This window comes from Clostridium sp. CS1-1 (assembly GCF_056135525.1).
The window spans coordinates 3,454,936-3,471,398 of the sequence record NZ_CM148680.1 but is presented as its reverse complement, the minus strand read 5'-3'; the positions used below and the strand labels follow the sequence as shown (position 1 = coordinate 3,471,398).

Genomic DNA, 16,463 nt, shown 5'->3' with positions numbered 1-16,463 from the left:
GTTACGAGGTGAAATGAAAATGAAAAGAGAAATTTATATGGATTATGCTGCTACAACTTATATAAAGCCAGAGGTTATAGAAGAGATGAATCCATATCTTACACAGTATTTTGGAAATCCATCATCAATTTATCATATATCCAGAAAAACAAAAGCAGCAGTGGATACGGCAAGGCAAAGAATAGCAAGTGCTATTAATAGCAGACGGGAAGAAATTTTCTTTACAGCAGGCGGGTCAGAAGCAGATAACTGGGCGATTAAGGGAGTAGCTTTTGCAAATAAGGATAAGGGAAACCACATAATAACAACAAGCATAGAACATCATGCAATACTTCATACTTGTGAGTATTTAGAAGAACAAGGATTTGAAGTAACTTATTTACCTGTAGATGAATTTGGACTTATTAGAATTGAAGACTTAAAAAATGCTATTAATGATAAAACGATACTAGTATCTATAATGTTTGCTAACAATGAAATAGGTACTATTCAACCTATTAAGGAAATTGGTGAACTTTGTAGAGTAAAAGGAATTATATTTCATACAGATGCAGTGCAAGCGGTAGGAAATATCTCTATAGATGTCAATGAAATGAGCATAGATCTACTTTCTATGGCGTCACATAAGTTTTACGGACCTAAAGGAATGGGCGCGCTCTATATAAAAAAGGGTGTTAAAATACATAATTTAATCCATGGTGGTGCCCAAGAAAGAGCAAGAAGGGCTGGCACAGAGAATGTAGCAGGAATTGTTGGAATGGGTAAGGCGGTAGAACTATCAGTACAAAATATGGAAAGCGAGTCTAAGAGATTAAGTGCCTTGAGAGATAAATTAATAGATGGACTTACAAAGATATCGGGAACTAAGCTCAATGGCGCAGCTGGCGAAAAGAGACTGCCTGGTAATGTCAATATAAGCTTTGAAGGTGTAGAAGGAGACATATTACTTATGAGGCTTGATGGTATGGGTGTATGTGCTTCAAGTGGTAGTGCATGTTCAGCAGGTGCATTAGAACCTTCACATGTCCTTAGTGCTCTAGGGTTATCAGAGGAAATGTCTAAGAGTGCATTGAGACTTACGCTAGGATCTGGAACTACTGAGGATGAAGTAGAGTATTTGCTTCAAATTATACCAAGTCTTGTGGAGAGTTTAAGAAAGACTAACATAGGATAGTATATGAAGCTTGAATTTTAGAATTATGTAATGGGGTCTTACCCCAAAGAAGGGTGATAAACATGAATAAGAAAGTTGTAGTTGGTATGAGCGGTGGAGTAGATAGTTCTGTTGCTGCATATCTTTTGAAGGAACAAGGATATGATGTCATAGGTGTAACTATGCAGGTATGGCAAGAAGATGAGGAGTATGAAGCAAACGAAGGCGGATGTTGTTCATTAAGCGCAGTAGAAGATGCTAGAATGGTAGCTTATAAGCTAGATATACCGTTTTATGTTATGAACTTTAAGGATGTATTTAAGAGAAATGTTATAGATTATTTTATCGATGAATATATGGAAGGAAGAACTCCAAATCCATGTGTAGCATGTAATAAATTTATTAAATTTGACGCCTTATTAAAAAAGGCTATTGATTTAGGAGCTGACTATGTCGCTACTGGTCACTACGCAACTATAGAAAAGCAGTATGATAGGTATTTACTCAGAAAATCTGAAGATGATAGAAAAGATCAAACCTATGCCTTATATAATTTAACCCAGTATCAATTGGCACATACTCTAATGCCTTGTGGTGAGTATAAAAAAGATAGGATAAGAGAAATTGCCAAGGAAATAGGACTTATAGTTCATAATAAAAAAGATAGTGAAGAGATTTGTTTTATTCCAGATAACGACCATGGATCGTATATAAAAAAACAAGTTCCAAATAAGGTAAAGGAAGGTTTGTTTGTAGATAAACATGGAAATTTACTCGGAAAGCATAAAGGAATAGTTTACTATACTATCGGTCAAAGAAAAGGACTAGGTATAGCGCTTGGAAAACCAGTGTTTGTAACAGATATTAACCCATTAACCAACACAATTGTTCTTGGGAGTGAAGATGATATATTTAAGACTGAACTTGTTGCCAAGGATATAAACTTCATTGCTTTTGATAAGTTGGAAAATACTATGGAAGTAGAAGCAAAGGTTAGATATTCAGCAAAACCTGCGAAAGCATGGATAAGTCCTCTTGAAGGTGGTAAGGTTAAAGTTGAATTTGAGCAAAAACAACGTGCTATAACAAAGGGGCAGTCAGTAGTATTTTATGATAAGGACTTACTCGTTGGTGGCGGCATTATTGACGAAATATTATAGGTAAAAAGCGAGATAGAAGAAACAGGCTACACACTTTAGGCTTCAATGCCTAGAATGTGTAGCCATATTTATTATCTTAAAACACGAAGAGCATCAGCTACTTTTCTTGCAAAATTTAAAGGTTTATCAAATAACCAATGGTTGTGAATTGCAATTACCCATAGTTATTCCCCCACATTATTTTTATAGAAAATCAAACTTGATTTTCTATGTAATATGAAGGTCTGCTGTCGATACTATATTATGAGGATTGTCTGAAAAGGTGTATAGTTAATATTAATTAGAATTACCAGTGTTAACGCTGCGAGCAGGTTCTGCATGTATGAGTATATAAGAATTAGGAAAAACACCTCTTATTTCTTCCTCAACTTTAGTACATAAGTTATGAGCTTGAACAAAAGAATAATTTTCATCTATTGCCAAATGAATATCTACTTCTTTCTTTGAACCACAATTTCGCGTCCTTAGTCTATGATATCCCTTAACTTCACTATGCAATTTAATAACCTTAATAATTTTATCGATATCTTCATCTGGAAGCCTGCTATCTACTAAGTCTTTCATTGATTTTCTAGTTAATTCTATAGAGGTTTTAATTATTAATAAAGCTACTAATAGAGCTGTTACAGGGTCTACTATAGTTAAACCTGTAAACTTTACAATCAAAAGTCCTAAGAATACTCCAAAAGTTGTGACTACATCAGTTAAGAGATGAAGTGCATCAGCCTCTAAAGCAATTGAGTTTTCTTTTTTTGCAATCTTAAACAACTTTGAGGATATAATAAGATTAATAATAGATGAAATAAACATAACTATTAATCCAGGACCTACACGTTCTATATTTGAACCGTAAATAATCTTTTTTACTGCTTCTAAAATAATAAAAGCTGCTGCTAAAAATATTAATATTGCCTCAACGAATCCCGAAATATTTTCATATTTGCCATGTCCAAAAGGATGTTCATCATCAGCCGCTTCTGAAGCCTTCTTTATTGAGAAGAAAGCTATAAAGCTTGCTAGTAAATCGATAGAAGAGTGTATTGCTTCTGAGATCACACTAATTGAACCTATTAATAATCCAGCTATGAGTTTAAAAAGAATAAGTACTGAGTTTGATGCTATTGATAGTAGTGCCGCATTTTGTTTGTTCATAAAGGGGCCTCCTAATATAATGATTACCTAACTTAATACATAGTATATGTTCAAATGAAAAAATGGATACTGTAATTTTAGTGTGAAATGTTGATATAGTAATAATTTCAAAGCGAATTTAACAGATGTGTATTATCAATTGAGAATACATAATCAATGTGATTTTGAATTTAAATAGGTGGAGGTTAAAGTTCATTTTCTTATTTAGCCTCCATCTTTTATTAGTCACAAGAATGTAGAAGGTTATTATGGTATTAATAATGAATACTGAATAAATAATAAAGTCAATAAACGTTAAAGTTTATAACTGTAGAAAAGGTCCTATTTTTAAACCTAATTCATATCCTAATGTTCCCAGTATTACTGATCCTAATATGTAAATAAATGCATTTAGCTTAACTTTGTCTTGAAAAAGATTAAATCCCTCATACATAAAAGTAGAAAAGGTTGTATAAGCACCTAGAAAACCGTCACCGAAAATCAGATATAAGTTTCTACTAGTTCCTATGCGGATTAATATTCCAAGTAAGATTGCTCCAGTTATATTAATAAAAAAAGTTCCAAGTGGAAAGGAAGACTTAAAACGACTAGAAATAAGCCTACCTAGTGAGAATCTAGTTATACTTCCAAATATCCCCCCAACACCAACTAATAAAAATTCCATAGTTACACTCCTTTTTATTTTTCTATTGAATGTTAAATATATTATACATTCTCATATTCAGACTTTTACTTACAATAAAATAATTAAAAACCTAGACGAATAAAAATTAAATCATCATTTTTAGCTGCCAATTTATATTTTACTTAAGTTGCTATCATCTTCATTAATATACTTCTTAATAAGTTTTTGAAGGACTTCTCTAGCGACAACAACCCCAAAGTAAGCTGCTACAAGACCTAGTATTATAGAGTTTGTTATATAGGATAGGGAAGAAAAATAATATCCTTTATTGAGTAACTCTGTAGCCTCCTTGCACATGGTAGAGAAAGTAGTGTAGGCTCCTAAAAAACCAGTACCTATACCAAGTCTTATATTTTCATCCACTTTCAATACTTCTAAAGCTAGTGTAGTTATTAATGCTAGAAGGAAGCTTCCAGTTACGTTAATAAAAAGTGTGTTAATAGGTATAAGTTCTTTATAATTATGAATTGGCATAGTTTTAATCCAAAATCTTATAATAGCACCTAAAAACCCTCCAGCACCTATATAAATGTATTTTCTCATATATCAACTCTCCTTATGATTTTATATGTTAAGTTTAAGTTCATTAAGTTAACAAAAAAAGCCCTACTTTAATGAAGTCATTAAAGTAGGAGCCATTAGCTTTACGCGGTTAAAGGTGAGCTCCATCACCGACTTTAATTATACTATATAAATACTAGAATAAACAAGCAGAGAATGTATAAAAATGCTATCTTAAAGTACTTCATTAAGTAGTCACTAACTACTTTTTTATTCCATTAATATCTTGAAACTTAGATAGGTTAACTACTATATTTTATAATAATTAACTTATCATCTATTATAAAATATTATAATATAGTAAATTATAATAAGGAAAATAAGTTGAATGGAGGAAGTTCAAATGAGTGTAAAAGTTTATACAACAAAAACTTGACCTTGGTGCTATAAGGTAAAGGATTACCTAAAAGAGAATGATGTTGATTTTTCTGAGGTTGATGTATCTCAAGATATGGAAGCAGCCATGGAAATGGTTCAGAAGTCTGGCCAAAGAGGAGTACCTGTTATTGATATTAATGGGAATATCGTTATAGGTTTTGATCAAGATAAAATAGATGATCTTCTTGGATTATAATAAAAAGTTTGAATTCGGATAATATAAACAAAGCATCAAATGAAGTTCTAATTCATTTGATGCTTTGTTTATATTCTACTGAAGTGCGCTTAATGTCTTATCTAAATCAAGATTGAGTTTTTTTAATAAATTATGACTATTTTGTTGTGCAGAAATTAAAGTGCTCATATCTTTTAGTAATGCAGTGTAATTTTTACTCTTCATATCATCCTTCATTTTTACTTTTAAGTTATCAATTTTTTCTAGAAGTTCTTTAGCGTTTTTTTCTTCTTCTATAATATTGTCTCTATGTATCTTTATAATATCAGTATCATCTTCTACGGAACTTATTGCCATAGAAAGTTCATTATGCTTACTTTTAATTTCTAGAATAAGTTCTTCAATATCATTTTTATTTTTTAGTATTATATTTTCACTAGCCTTTATTTGACTAATATAATGCTGATTCTGTAGATCATTAGGTAAACTCATGGAATCAGGCAAGGAATTAATGTAGATCGAGCCTATAGGTATTAAGGCAGAGACTAAAAGAGCTGCAGCAAGGTTTTTAAAATTGAACTTCATAATACCACCTCCTATAATTATTAGTATTATACTAATAATTATCGTATTTTATCCCAGTGATGGAATGAAAACTATAATGAAACAAATCTAGAATTTTTCTACAAATATTATAACATAAAAACAAAAAAAAATTAAATTCTAAATTTATGATTGAAAAAGCAATTTGATGTTATAATTAATAGATAATACATACGTGTAGGAGGTAAGTTTTTTAAATGCTTGAAAATGCAAAAGGCCTACTAAAGAGATATTACGGATATGATAGTTTTAGAAAAGGTCAGGAAAAAGTTATTGAAAGTATAATGTTAGGTAACGATACCTTTGGAATAATGCCAACGGGAGCAGGTAAATCTATATGTTATCAGATACCAGCTCTATTACTACCAGGAATAACAATTGTAGTTTCACCCTTAATTTCACTTATGAAAGATCAGGTAGACTCTTTAAACAGTATAGGAATAAAGGCTGCCTTTATAAATAGCACTCTAGACCAGAATGAAGTTCAAGAAAGAATACTTATGGCAATAAGTGGATACACAAAATTATTATATGTTGCACCTGAGAGACTAGAATCCGAAAGCTTTTGTCAGCTATTAAGAACCATGCCAGTTTCTATGGTAGCAGTAGATGAATCCCACTGTGTTTCTCAATGGGGTCATGATTTTAGAACAAGCTATAGAGCTATTGCACCTTTAGTAAGAAGTCTTTCACCAAGACCAATTGTTGCAGCCTTCACAGCTACGGCTACAGAAGAAGTCAAAAAAGATGTAGTGAGACTTTTAGAACTAAAAAAACCTAACTTATTCGCTACTGGCTTCGACAGACAGAATCTCTTCTTTTCAGTAATAAGGGGAGAAAATAAAAAAGATTATTTACTCAAGTATATAGAGGATAACAAAAAAGATGTAGGAATTGTATATGCGGCTACTAGAAAAGAAGTGGACAGCATTCATGAACTTTTATCCAATAAGGGATATGCTGTAAGTAAGTATCATGCTGGTTTAGGTGATGCTGCGAGAACAAAGGCTCAAGAAGATTTCTTATACGATAACGTGAACATAATAGTGGCAACTAATGCTTTTGGTATGGGGATAGACAAATCCAATGTACGATATGTAATTCACTATAATATTCCTAAAAATATGGAAGCCTATTATCAAGAAGCAGGTCGTGCAGGCAGGGACGGTGAGCCTAGTGAGTGTGTTTTGTTATTTGGTGCGCAAGACATAATGCTTCAAAAGTTCTTAATTGAACAAAGTATATTTGCAGAGGATAGAAGAGCTAATGAATATAGAAGACTTCAAGATATGGTAGATTATTGCCATACTACAAAGTGTTTAAGGAAGTATATTTTAGAATATTTTGGAGATGAAAATGCAGAAGAAACATGTGATAACTGCAGTAATTGTAAAGATGAAACAGAGCTTACTGATATAACTACAGAAGCACAGATGATATTTTCATGTGTAGCTAGAGTAAAGCAGAGATTTGGTACAGGTATAGTCGCACAGGTACTTAAAGGTTCTAAGGATAAAAAAGTGATTGAGCTAGAATTTGACAAGCTGTCAACTTATGGCATCATGAAGGGCTATACTTTGAAAGAAGTAAAAGACTTAATAAATGTATTAATAGCAGATAATTATTTATTTCTTTCAGAGGGGCAATTTCCTGTGGTTAGATTAAAGGAGAGAGCTGTATCAGTACTTAAGGGAGAAGAAAGAGTATCACAAAGAATTCAAAAGAGGAAAGTTAAGGTTGAAGAGGATAACTCTCTGTTTGCAATACTAAAAGCAGTAAGAAAGAGTATTTCAGAGCGAGAAATGGTTCCGCCATACATAATCTTTGCAGACAGTACTCTTCGTGAAATGAGTGAGTACTATCCAGTGGATGAAAATGCTTTGTTAAGCATTAAAGGAATAGGTGAATCTAAGCTTAAAAAGTATGGAGAAGAATTTTTAAAGGTTATTGTAGATTATACTACAGAGCATGGTATTGAGGGAATGAAGGGCAAAACTGATACTAGCAAGGAAAACAAATCGCAAAAGGAAGCGGCAATAGACAAAAGTAATACAAAAAACGATATACCGAGCCATGTTTTAACCTTAAGTATGTATAACGAAGGTAAGTCATTAAAGGAAATAGCAGAAGAAAGAAATATGAAATTTACTACTATAGAAGATCATATAATGAGATGTGCATTAGAGGGAATGAATGTAAATTTAGATTCATTAATCCCTGAAGGGCAAGAAAAGCTTATTTTAGAAGCTATTGAGAAGGTAGGAGCAGAGAAACTAAGGCCTATAAAAGAAGAATTGCCAGAGGAAGTTAGCTATACTTCTATAAAGGCAGTGCTTTGTAGGGTTAAAGGGAATATGTAAGTTGCTATAGATAAACCAAGTCAGAGCTAGACTTATACGCCGGGATGTATTAGCAATTCTTCTGCACTATAAATACTTTTAACTCGTCTAAAGCTCAAATATAAGGAAAAGCCAAGAACTTCGATAAACTCGCTAACGCTCAGACATATCGAAGTTCTAAGCTTTTCCTTATATCCGAGCTAAGACTCGTAAAAAAGTATTTAAATGTGCTTCAGAATTACTAATACATTCCTATGTATAAGTTAAATTATCAGTTAGAAACCCTATATAGGATTCTTAACTGAAAGATTAACCTATACCACGTACTTTATGAAAATAATTTATCAGGTACTTTAGAAGAAATGAAGTACCTGATTTTTTTAGGGAAATTTAGAATGTAAAATCTATATTAAAAGCTTTAAAAGCCTAATATATTTAAAAGTAAGATGATTTATCCGATGACTACCCGCTCTAATACTCCATCGCACTCTGTGAAAGCGATTCGCGCCAAATCGGAGATTTGGGCTCTCTGCTTTTCTCTAAAGAGTACGTTGCGAGCGGCTACGTCCCTGGATAACGAGTTCTAAGCATCAGATGGAGTTAAAACTCCATCTGATGCTTAGAACTCAGTTTATAAATCATAAATAAAAATTAAAGTATATAAGGCGGAGTAGGTATGGTAAACAAAAATATAGTTAAAGAAGTTTTTGATATTTCACTTCCTGCGGTGGGAGAAGCAACAGTGTATACCTTAATGTCTATGCTAGATACAATGATGATTGGAAATTATGGTGGGAATAAGGCTCTAAGTATTGTAGGTTTGAGCACTGAAATTTTATATGCTTGTGTTAATATTTTTATAGGAGTAGGTCTATGCGTTGGAATTGCTTCCTATGTATCAAGAAGTATAGGAGCAAGAGATAAGGATGCTGCTGAGCAGTATGCTTCTATAGGTTTTTTTACAGGAATATGGCTATCAATAATTATATGCTATTTGCTATTTGTGTTTAGTAAACAAATATTATTTTTTGCCGGTGCTAGGAAAGGTATATTAGCCTTAAGCGATATTTTTATGAGAATTACAATTATAGCAATATTTTTCAACATGATGATAAATGTAATTAGTTCTATATTAAGAAGTTATGGAAATACATATACACCTTTTAAGGTATCGCTTATAGTAGCAGTGGTCAAATTAAGTTTAGATTATCTATTAATATTTGGATTCATAGCACCTGAACTAGGAGTTGTAGGATCTGCAATAGCCTCAGTAATTGCACAATTAGCCGGTTTTATTTTTATATTATTGTATTTAATTTTTAAATCTAAAGTTAAAGTAAGATTAAGGTATATTTTAACAATGAATCTAGAAAAGGTTAAAAAATTATTTATGCTTTCTATTCCTTCAACTATGGAAGATGCGGCTTTTAGTGTAAGTCGATTACTTTGTACTTTTATCATAATGAGATCAGGTACTGTTGCTTTTGCTGCTAATCAAATTGCTAATACAGTTGAGTCTATCTCATTTATGCCTGGTATGGGATTTGGAGTTGCGGTTACAACTTTAGTTGGAATGAAGATAGGAGAGAAGAATTATAAAAAAGCAAGAGATTATACATATGCTTGTGCATTTGGAGCAGTGGCAATGATGTCTGTCTGTGCTATATTTTTTCTATTGATGCCTAGTTTTTTGGTGGATTTATTTGTTGGAGACGAAGAAAGGAAAGTAATATATATAGCATCTTTATGTCTTTTTATTGGTGCTTTTGAACAACCAAGTATAGCCATGTCTTCCGTGTTTGCTGGTGCATTAAAAGGAGCTGGAGATACTAAAAGTCCGTTTTTTATTTCCTTAGCTACTAGTTGGCTAATAAGATTGCCATTAATATTTTACTTTATTTATATTCTGAAGCTTTCAGTTATCTATGTATGGTGGGTCACAGTACTCCAATGGGGAATTGATGCAATATTGATGTTTATCTATTTTGAGAAGAAGATTAAGGAAAAAAGGTTTGTCAGATAAAGAATTATATGAATATTAAATTAAAAAAATTAAATATCTAATCAATAAAATAACATATATGGTAACATATGCTACAGAATTATTTAGGTAATTTTAGTATAATAAAAGTAAATAATAAGAAATATGAAAGTTTTGATAAAGCATTTTAATATCTTATAATGAGTTATCAGCGCTTATATGGGGGGATGAATAATGAGACTGCTAATAATTTGCTCTGAGAAAAGCGATATGTTACCAGAGAATGAGTTTTATATAAAAACAGATACTAGATTTGCTAACACAAAATTTATACCTCATTTAAAAAATACAAAAGATGTGTGCACACTTTGTGGGAAAGGATGCGTCTGGTGTAGAGGCAAATATAAGTTAAATTTTAAGGACAATATTTCACAAATAGTATATCTCCCAGATTTTTATCAACTATTTGAAGATGAACCTTTAAAATATCTTCCAGATAAATTTGCAGAACATGATCTAGCCATTATCATAGGAGTTCACCAGGATATTCTAGTAGAACTACCAAGACTAATAAAAGAAAGTGGTGGAAAAGCTATATTAGTTCCATCTGAAAGCTATGATTGGGTAACAAAGTGGACAAGGGAAATGGTCATAGAAGAGTGCAATAAATATGGACTTCAGTATGCTTTTCCTAAGCCATTTTGTACTTTAAGCCACGGTAAGTTCAACTTGATTAATAAGTTTATTGATGAATTTAAATTGGGAAAACCAAAGTTTAAGCTTTTCGTAAATAAGAATGATATTATTGTAGATGCGAAAGTCATGGTATCCGCTCCTTGTGGAAACGGATATAATATTGCTAAACATCTCATAGGCACAAAAATTGGAGAAGAAGCTAAGAAATCTGTTGCTAAGTTTTGGCATAGTTATCCTTGTCTTGGAGGTATGAAGGTGGATCCAGAACTTGGAGATACGCCACTTCATATAGGTGGATATACTCACTACAGTGCGCTTGAGAATGCAGAAATCGTTAGGGTGGATTAGATATAATCTAATTATTATTTAAAAATTAAAAGTGCAGTTGAAGAATTACATCTTCCTACTGCACATTCTTATTTTAATGTGTCAAAACTATATCCTTTGGATTTTAAATAATCTATTACCTGAGGGAGAGCTTGTACTGTTGTAGCTTTTGCTGGTGCATCATGCATTAGAATTACTACATGGTCCTGTGTAGTATATTTTCTTAGCTCGTTAAGTAAACCACTTACGGGCACGTTATTATGTTCCGCATCACCAGTTAAGTCATTCCAATCTACATAGTGGTATCCAGCCTTCACTGCTGCTTCCCTAAAAGGTGCTAATTTTGGCCCAAAAGACCCTCCTGGAAATCTTATAAGTTTTAAATTATAATCATCTCCGACTATAGATTTAATTGCTTTATCTCCTTTATCTACATCACTGACAAAGGTGGAAGGACTTGAATAAATATATTTCATATTATGAGAATAAGTATGATTACCTATAGCATGACCTTCAGTTTTTTCCCTTCTGACTAACTCACTATTCTGTTCAGCAGATTTACCAATAAGAAAGAATGTTGCTTTTATATTATTGTTTTTCAGTATATCAAGCACTCTTGGTGTATTATTTGGAGAAGGCCCATCATCAAAAGTTAAATATGCAATTTTTTTTCCATCTGGTTTATATGGGTCAAAAGAACTTGTATCACTTTTAGCATTTCCACTTACAATACCTTCTCTTTTATTCATTTTGTCATCAACACTAGTTTTATCTTGCTTCTTTGAAGTGTTATTAGTTGTACTTACAACAACATTTTTTTTATGTTCCCTTTTTTTCTCTATAAAAAAACCTAGTGAAAATATAGTTATCAAAAATATAGCTGTAAGAACAGCATTTCTTCGTTTTCTCCTTTTATTTTTTCTAATTCTATTTTCATATTTCTCCATGTTTCACCATCCTCCACATTCTTCTCAACATAATTATACAACTTTTCCTGGAAAATTGTATTAATTTTTTGTTACTACTTATTCCCTTTTTAAGAAATCCATGCCTTTTTATAGTATAGCTTCAATCTTTGCTATCAAAATACCTTTTCTATTTATATAAGAATAAAAATTATATTATGCATCATTCATACTGATTTAGTATCACTAATGTTTAATTAGTAGGCTAAAAATGCTGTTAACAATAACCTTTGCGATAAGTTTATTATCAATTTTAGGATTGTTTCATAACTAAAATTAACTTGTATAACTCAAAGTATAACTAGGAAAAGTATATGTAAGATTGAAAATGAGAGAAAAAATGTTTATTGATCATTTAAGCCTTATTGTGATGTTTCTATTGATACCTGAAACAGTACGTTTCGAGCGGCTACGTCCCTGGATTGGTTCAACTAAGAATCAGGTGGGGTCAAAACCCCATCTGATTCAAGTTTCACTTTATGAAAAGGTAGGTAATAGAATTGAAGTACATAAGAAATATTCTGATTTTTTTGATTGTATTTTTATTAGGAGTTCCTATAATAACTAAGGATAATAATATTGATGAACAATACCTAAAGCCCGCGTTCATAGCAAGCAGTAAGAAAATAATATATTTAACCTTTGATGACGGCCCCAGTTCTAACGTAACAAGTGACATTCTAAATGTATTAAAGGAACAAAAAGTTAAGGCCACATTTTTTGTTATTGGCAACAGAATTGAAGGTAGAGAAGCCATAATTAGGAGAATGTACAAAGAAGGTCACAGTATAGGCTTACACACCTATAGTCATGATTACAAACAAATTTATGCTAACGAGGATGCATTTATTAATGAGATGATGAAGACTTCAGAGGCAATAAGGAAAGTGATTGGAATTCAACCCAATATAATAAGATTTCCATATGGAAGCAATAATCACTTAAATAATACTTTTTTAAAAAAGCTACATACTCATCACTTTAAGGTTTTTGATTGGAATGCTTCGATTTCTGATGGGGTGAGGCCAAGTGCTCCGCCTGAGGCATTTGTTAAGGAAGCAATTGTTACAAGCAATGGAATATCCTATATAGTTTTTCTTATGCACAATAATAATTCTAATAGAAATACTCTTTTAGCGCTGCCACAAATAATAAATTACTATAAAAATTTAGGTTATGAATTTAGAACTATAACAAATGATACGCCGGAATTTTACTGGCACCCTTTAAAGTAAATCTATCAATATATAAATTGTAAAAATTTATCTGTAGTCTTTTTGCATTTACATATGGTTATTATGGTTATACTAAAAAAGAATTGCATATATAAGGTTTATAAAGGAGGAATGAAAGCTGCATACATCTTTTACTTCTATAAAAAAGTTACTGTTATTCGTATTTATTTTTTTATTTGAGTTTATAGGTTTAAACTGTAATGTCTATGCTTCTAATTATTCTCAATCTTTTGACCAGAATGAATTAAAGACGGAAGTTGAAAGAATATATAATGAGCGTTCGGCAGCTCTTGTCTCTGGTGATGTATCATCTTTAAAAACACTTTTTGATACTTCGCAAAAATACGGCCGATGGGCATTAGAACATGAGATTAAACGTGTAAAATATCTTAATGATTGGTCACGTCAAAGAAATATAACATTTGGTAAAATAGAATCCATGGTAAGGATAAAGAAGATTTATCCTAAAGGTGATATAGTAAAAATAGCTTTAGAAGAATCATACAAGTTTGAGTATGTTTATAATAACGATGATAATTCTCCAATTAATTCTTTTGGAGTTGGAATAAGACATACTACAAGTTTAATTAAAAAGAATGAAAAGTGGGTTATTTATAATGATTGGTATACTGACTGCTTTGAGGATGCCTTGCACAGTTATTCTAGCGTTTTTCATAACTTTCAAACAATGTTAGATCTTATTAATAATATAAATAAAGCTTACCAAACAGGAAGTTATAGCAAACGTTTTTATGATAGAGAAAAGGCTGTTGCTTATGCTGATAAATACTGTGGAGCTGCTTGGGGAAGCGGCAATAATTTTAAATATAATAAAAAGTATAATGATTACAACGGTATAGGAGGAGATTGTACTAATTATGCATCTCAGGTATTAGGAGATAAAGAAGGAGGAGGTATGCCTATTGGTGGTGCTTGGACACCTGGTAGCAACGCTTGGGCTAATGCAGATGGTTTAAAGAATTATTTGGTAAGAAGCGGAAGAGGGAGCGTAATTAGTATTGGTACCTTTAAGGAGCTGACTAAACCTTCAGAAAGTTTTCCTAATGGGGTAACTCAAAAACTGCAACTTGGGGACTTGGTTGCTTATGAGAAAGGCAGAGGGAATATAGACCACTTTGCAATAGTGACAGGCTTTGATTCTCATGGCTATCCGCTAGTAAACTCCCATACTACAGACAGATATCATGTACCTTGGGATTTAGGCTGGGGTGATGCTAAAATTAGATTTTTTCTCATACATATAAATGGATAAAAGAGTGTAGCCATTTATATGTATGACTTAGTCTATTCATTAATAACAAATAAAATTTATTTAAAAGACCAAGTTGCATTCTGCAACTTGGTCTTGAAGCTTTTAGAAACATAAGTGATTGGAGGAGCTTTGTTATTTACATCTACAAGAGTGTCTAATGTCCCAAATTAAATAATAAGACAATCCTTTGGACTAACAGCATTTCAAAAAAATTATGATAAAGTAATTTTATTTACTTTTAAAGACTATTTTATTTTGTATATCTGTAATAAAATAGTTATATATTGGAAAAGTAATAGGGGGGTTATTATGAACAATGAAAAAATAAAGGATGATAGGCAAGGCAGAGTTCCTTTCGAGTACATTCAGAACATATTTTCTCAAACTAGCCCAATTGACATATCACATCAATCTACAATTCCATATGAGATTAAAGAAAGTTTCTTTAAAATTAAAATGATGGGAAGAGAATATGCTGTTAGACACCCATTAGGAGAAATTTATGATTTAGAGACAGATGAAGAAATAAAGGCTTATACTATAAGAACATTAGTATTAAGATACCTTGTAAACTCAAAGGCAGTGCCGCCTTTTAACAAGGACATAACCTATAAAGAAATCCCAGGTGGTTTAGTGTACTATAGCAATTTTTATAATAGAACTATACTAAAGCTCGCTCGTAGATTTGGAAACGATATAAAAAGAATGGAAGAAGGAACAGCTTCAGTAGGTGGGCAAGTGATTAAAATGGGAGATGGAGCCTGTAAGTTTGAATTTATCAACAACGTCTATATCACTTTTGTGGTTTGGCAAGGAGATGATGAAATGGATGCCTCAGCAAACATACTTTTCGACAAAAATATAGAGTATTATTTTAATGCTGAAGACCTTGCTGTAGTTGGAGATGTGAGCATTGAAATGCTGGCGAATAAAGGTAAGATTCCTAATTGGATAGGATTGTATCAGAAGAAAACTAAAGATGGATATGAGATAAATTGAAAATTATTTGTATAAAACGAAACCTTTATTACTATAATATAAATGTTAAAAACAATTATAATATATTACGAGGTGAATAAACATGGCACATACTTTACCCCCACTTCCTTATGATTACAATGCGTTGGAACCACATTATGATGAGCAAACAGTAAGGCTTCATCACGATATGCACCATAAATCTTATGTAGACGGATTAAATAATGCAGAAGCGAAACTAGAAGATGCAAGAAAAAATGGTGACTTTGGATTAATTAAACATTGGGAAAGAGAATTAGCTTTCCATGGATCAGGACATATTTTACATACTTTATTTTGGGAAAATATGGCACCAAACGCAGGTGGAGACGCAACGGGAGAAATAGCTAATCAAATTAACAAAGATTTTGGAAGTTACGAAGCTTTTAAAAAGCAATTTTCTGCTGCAGCAGTGGCTGTAGAAGGTTCTGGTTGGACTATACTTTGCTGGAACTGCATGTTTGATAAGCTTGAAATTCTTCAAGCAGAAAAACACCAAAACTTAACTCAATGGGGTGTTAAACCTTTACTAATACTAGATGTTTGGGAGCATGCTTATTATTTGAAATATCAAAATAAGAGAGCTGCTTTTGTTGATGCTTGGTGGAATATCGTAAACTGGAATACAGTAAACGACAGATTTGCAAAAGCAAAAAAATAGTTATTTAATAAAAACCTCTATGTTAAGCATGGAGGTTTTTTTATGAAAAATAAATTAAATATTCAATTTATGTTAATACTATATATAGCAAAAGTTTGGTAT

The 16,463-nt window shown here is 31.9% G+C and carries 14 protein-coding genes, 2 pseudogenes and 1 riboswitch; of the genes and pseudogenes, 10 read left to right on the top strand and 6 right to left on the bottom strand.

What is annotated here, in order from left to right; all coding sequences use genetic code 11:
* Nucleotides 1-19 precede the first annotated feature (19 nt).
* Complete coding sequence (nifS, locus tag AC0N0V_RS16360; RefSeq protein WP_474459287.1) at nucleotides 20-1,174, top strand: cysteine desulfurase NifS; 1,155 nt, start codon at nucleotides 20-22, stop codon at nucleotides 1,172-1,174.
* Nucleotides 1,175-1,236: 62 nt separating this feature from the next.
* Nucleotides 1,237-2,313 carry a tRNA 2-thiouridine(34) synthase MnmA gene (gene mnmA, locus AC0N0V_RS16355; RefSeq protein WP_474459285.1) on the top strand — a complete coding sequence of 359 codons (1,077 nt, stop codon included), beginning with the start codon at nucleotides 1,237-1,239 and terminating at the stop codon, nucleotides 2,311-2,313.
* Between the two features lie 71 nt (nucleotides 2,314-2,384).
* Here mnmA and AC0N0V_RS16350 read toward each other — a convergent pair.
* From AC0N0V_RS16350 to crcB (AC0N0V_RS16335), 4 genes and pseudogenes are all read right to left on the bottom strand, one after another.
* A pseudogene (locus AC0N0V_RS16350) lies at nucleotides 2,385-2,471 on the bottom strand (DUF1259 domain-containing protein); the annotation flags it as partial.
* Nucleotides 2,472-2,589: 118 nt separating this feature from the next.
* A complete protein-coding gene (locus AC0N0V_RS16345; RefSeq protein WP_474459283.1) occupies nucleotides 2,590-3,465 on the bottom strand; it encodes a cation diffusion facilitator family transporter in 876 nt (291 codons plus the stop codon).
* Nucleotides 3,466-3,766: 301 nt separating this feature from the next.
* On the bottom strand, nucleotides 3,767-4,129 hold the full coding sequence (gene crcB, locus AC0N0V_RS16340) for a fluoride efflux transporter CrcB (RefSeq protein WP_474459281.1): 363 nt from the start codon (nucleotides 4,127-4,129) through the stop codon (nucleotides 3,767-3,769).
* Between the two features lie 132 nt (nucleotides 4,130-4,261).
* Nucleotides 4,262-4,693 (bottom strand): fluoride efflux transporter CrcB, encoded by a 432-nt coding sequence (crcB, locus tag AC0N0V_RS16335; protein WP_474459280.1) that lies wholly within the window; start codon nucleotides 4,691-4,693, stop codon nucleotides 4,262-4,264.
* Nucleotides 4,694-4,772: 79 nt separating this feature from the next.
* Nucleotides 4,773-4,832, bottom strand: a riboswitch (Fluoride riboswitch).
* Between the two features lie 267 nt (nucleotides 4,833-5,099).
* Between crcB (AC0N0V_RS16335) and AC0N0V_RS16330 the strand changes: the two are divergent.
* Nucleotides 5,100-5,285, top strand: a pseudogene (locus AC0N0V_RS16330) (glutaredoxin domain-containing protein); the annotation flags it as partial.
* A gap of 75 nt (nucleotides 5,286-5,360) precedes the next feature.
* Here AC0N0V_RS16330 and AC0N0V_RS16325 read toward each other — a convergent pair.
* Nucleotides 5,361-5,849, bottom strand: a complete 489-nt coding sequence (locus AC0N0V_RS16325; RefSeq protein ID WP_474459278.1) for a hypothetical protein — start codon at nucleotides 5,847-5,849, stop codon at nucleotides 5,361-5,363.
* 215 nt (nucleotides 5,850-6,064) lie between these two features.
* On the opposite strand from AC0N0V_RS16325, the gene recQ reads away from it, so the two are divergent.
* From recQ to AC0N0V_RS16310, 3 genes are all read left to right on the top strand, one after another.
* Nucleotides 6,065-8,227: a DNA helicase RecQ gene (recQ, locus tag AC0N0V_RS16320; protein ID WP_474459276.1), complete on the top strand. Its 2,163-nt coding sequence runs from the start codon at nucleotides 6,065-6,067 to the stop codon at nucleotides 8,225-8,227.
* 655 nt (nucleotides 8,228-8,882) lie between these two features.
* Entirely contained in the window at nucleotides 8,883-10,229 is a 1,347-nt protein-coding gene (locus AC0N0V_RS16315) for an MATE family efflux transporter (protein ID WP_474459274.1), read from the top strand.
* Between the two features lie 192 nt (nucleotides 10,230-10,421).
* Nucleotides 10,422-11,231, top strand: a complete 810-nt coding sequence (locus AC0N0V_RS16310; RefSeq protein ID WP_474459272.1) for a DUF166 domain-containing protein — start codon at nucleotides 10,422-10,424, stop codon at nucleotides 11,229-11,231.
* Nucleotides 11,232-11,299: 68 nt separating this feature from the next.
* Here AC0N0V_RS16310 and AC0N0V_RS16305 read toward each other — a convergent pair whose 3' ends face one another.
* Nucleotides 11,300-12,157: a polysaccharide deacetylase family protein gene (locus AC0N0V_RS16305; RefSeq protein ID WP_474459270.1), complete on the bottom strand. Its 858-nt coding sequence runs from the start codon at nucleotides 12,155-12,157 to the stop codon at nucleotides 11,300-11,302.
* A gap of 518 nt (nucleotides 12,158-12,675) precedes the next feature.
* Here AC0N0V_RS16305 and AC0N0V_RS16300 point away from each other — a divergent pair.
* From AC0N0V_RS16300 to AC0N0V_RS16285, 4 genes are all read left to right on the top strand, one after another.
* On the top strand, nucleotides 12,676-13,410 hold the full coding sequence (locus AC0N0V_RS16300) for a polysaccharide deacetylase family protein (RefSeq protein ID WP_474459268.1): 735 nt from the start codon (nucleotides 12,676-12,678) through the stop codon (nucleotides 13,408-13,410).
* A gap of 184 nt (nucleotides 13,411-13,594) precedes the next feature.
* Nucleotides 13,595-14,683: an amidase domain-containing protein gene (locus AC0N0V_RS16295; RefSeq protein WP_474464558.1), complete on the top strand. Its 1,089-nt coding sequence runs from the start codon at nucleotides 13,595-13,597 to the stop codon at nucleotides 14,681-14,683.
* Nucleotides 14,684-14,992: 309 nt separating this feature from the next.
* Nucleotides 14,993-15,682 (top strand): DUF3786 domain-containing protein, encoded by a 690-nt coding sequence (locus AC0N0V_RS16290; RefSeq protein ID WP_474459266.1) that lies wholly within the window; start codon nucleotides 14,993-14,995, stop codon nucleotides 15,680-15,682.
* Between the two features lie 82 nt (nucleotides 15,683-15,764).
* Entirely contained in the window at nucleotides 15,765-16,361 is a 597-nt protein-coding gene (locus tag AC0N0V_RS16285) for a superoxide dismutase (protein WP_474459264.1), read from the top strand.
* Nucleotides 16,362-16,463: the final 102 nt, after the last annotated feature.

Bases quoted from the DNA above. Each gene is read 5' to 3' on its own strand.
- nifS (WP_474459287.1), top strand. From the start codon at position 20: ATGAAAAGAGAAATTTATATGGATTATGCTGCTACAACTTATATAAAG.
- mnmA (WP_474459285.1), top strand. From the start codon at position 1,237: ATGAATAAGAAAGTTGTAGTTGGTATGAGCGGTGGAGTAGATAGTTCT.
- AC0N0V_RS16345 (WP_474459283.1), bottom strand. From the start codon at position 3,465: ATGAACAAACAAAATGCGGCACTACTATCAATAGCATCAAACTCAGTA.
- crcB (WP_474459281.1), bottom strand. From the start codon at position 4,129: ATGGAATTTTTATTAGTTGGTGTTGGGGGGATATTTGGAAGTATAACT.
- crcB (WP_474459280.1), bottom strand. From the start codon at position 4,693: ATGAGAAAATACATTTATATAGGTGCTGGAGGGTTTTTAGGTGCTATT.
- AC0N0V_RS16325 (WP_474459278.1), bottom strand. From the start codon at position 5,849: ATGAAGTTCAATTTTAAAAACCTTGCTGCAGCTCTTTTAGTCTCTGCC.
- recQ (WP_474459276.1), top strand. From the start codon at position 6,065: ATGCTTGAAAATGCAAAAGGCCTACTAAAGAGATATTACGGATATGAT.
- AC0N0V_RS16315 (WP_474459274.1), top strand. From the start codon at position 8,883: ATGGTAAACAAAAATATAGTTAAAGAAGTTTTTGATATTTCACTTCCT.
- AC0N0V_RS16310 (WP_474459272.1), top strand. From the start codon at position 10,422: ATGAGACTGCTAATAATTTGCTCTGAGAAAAGCGATATGTTACCAGAG.
- AC0N0V_RS16305 (WP_474459270.1), bottom strand. From the start codon at position 12,157: ATGGAGAAATATGAAAATAGAATTAGAAAAAATAAAAGGAGAAAACGA.
- AC0N0V_RS16290 (WP_474459266.1), top strand. From the start codon at position 14,993: ATGAACAATGAAAAAATAAAGGATGATAGGCAAGGCAGAGTTCCTTTC.
- AC0N0V_RS16285 (WP_474459264.1), top strand. From the start codon at position 15,765: ATGGCACATACTTTACCCCCACTTCCTTATGATTACAATGCGTTGGAA.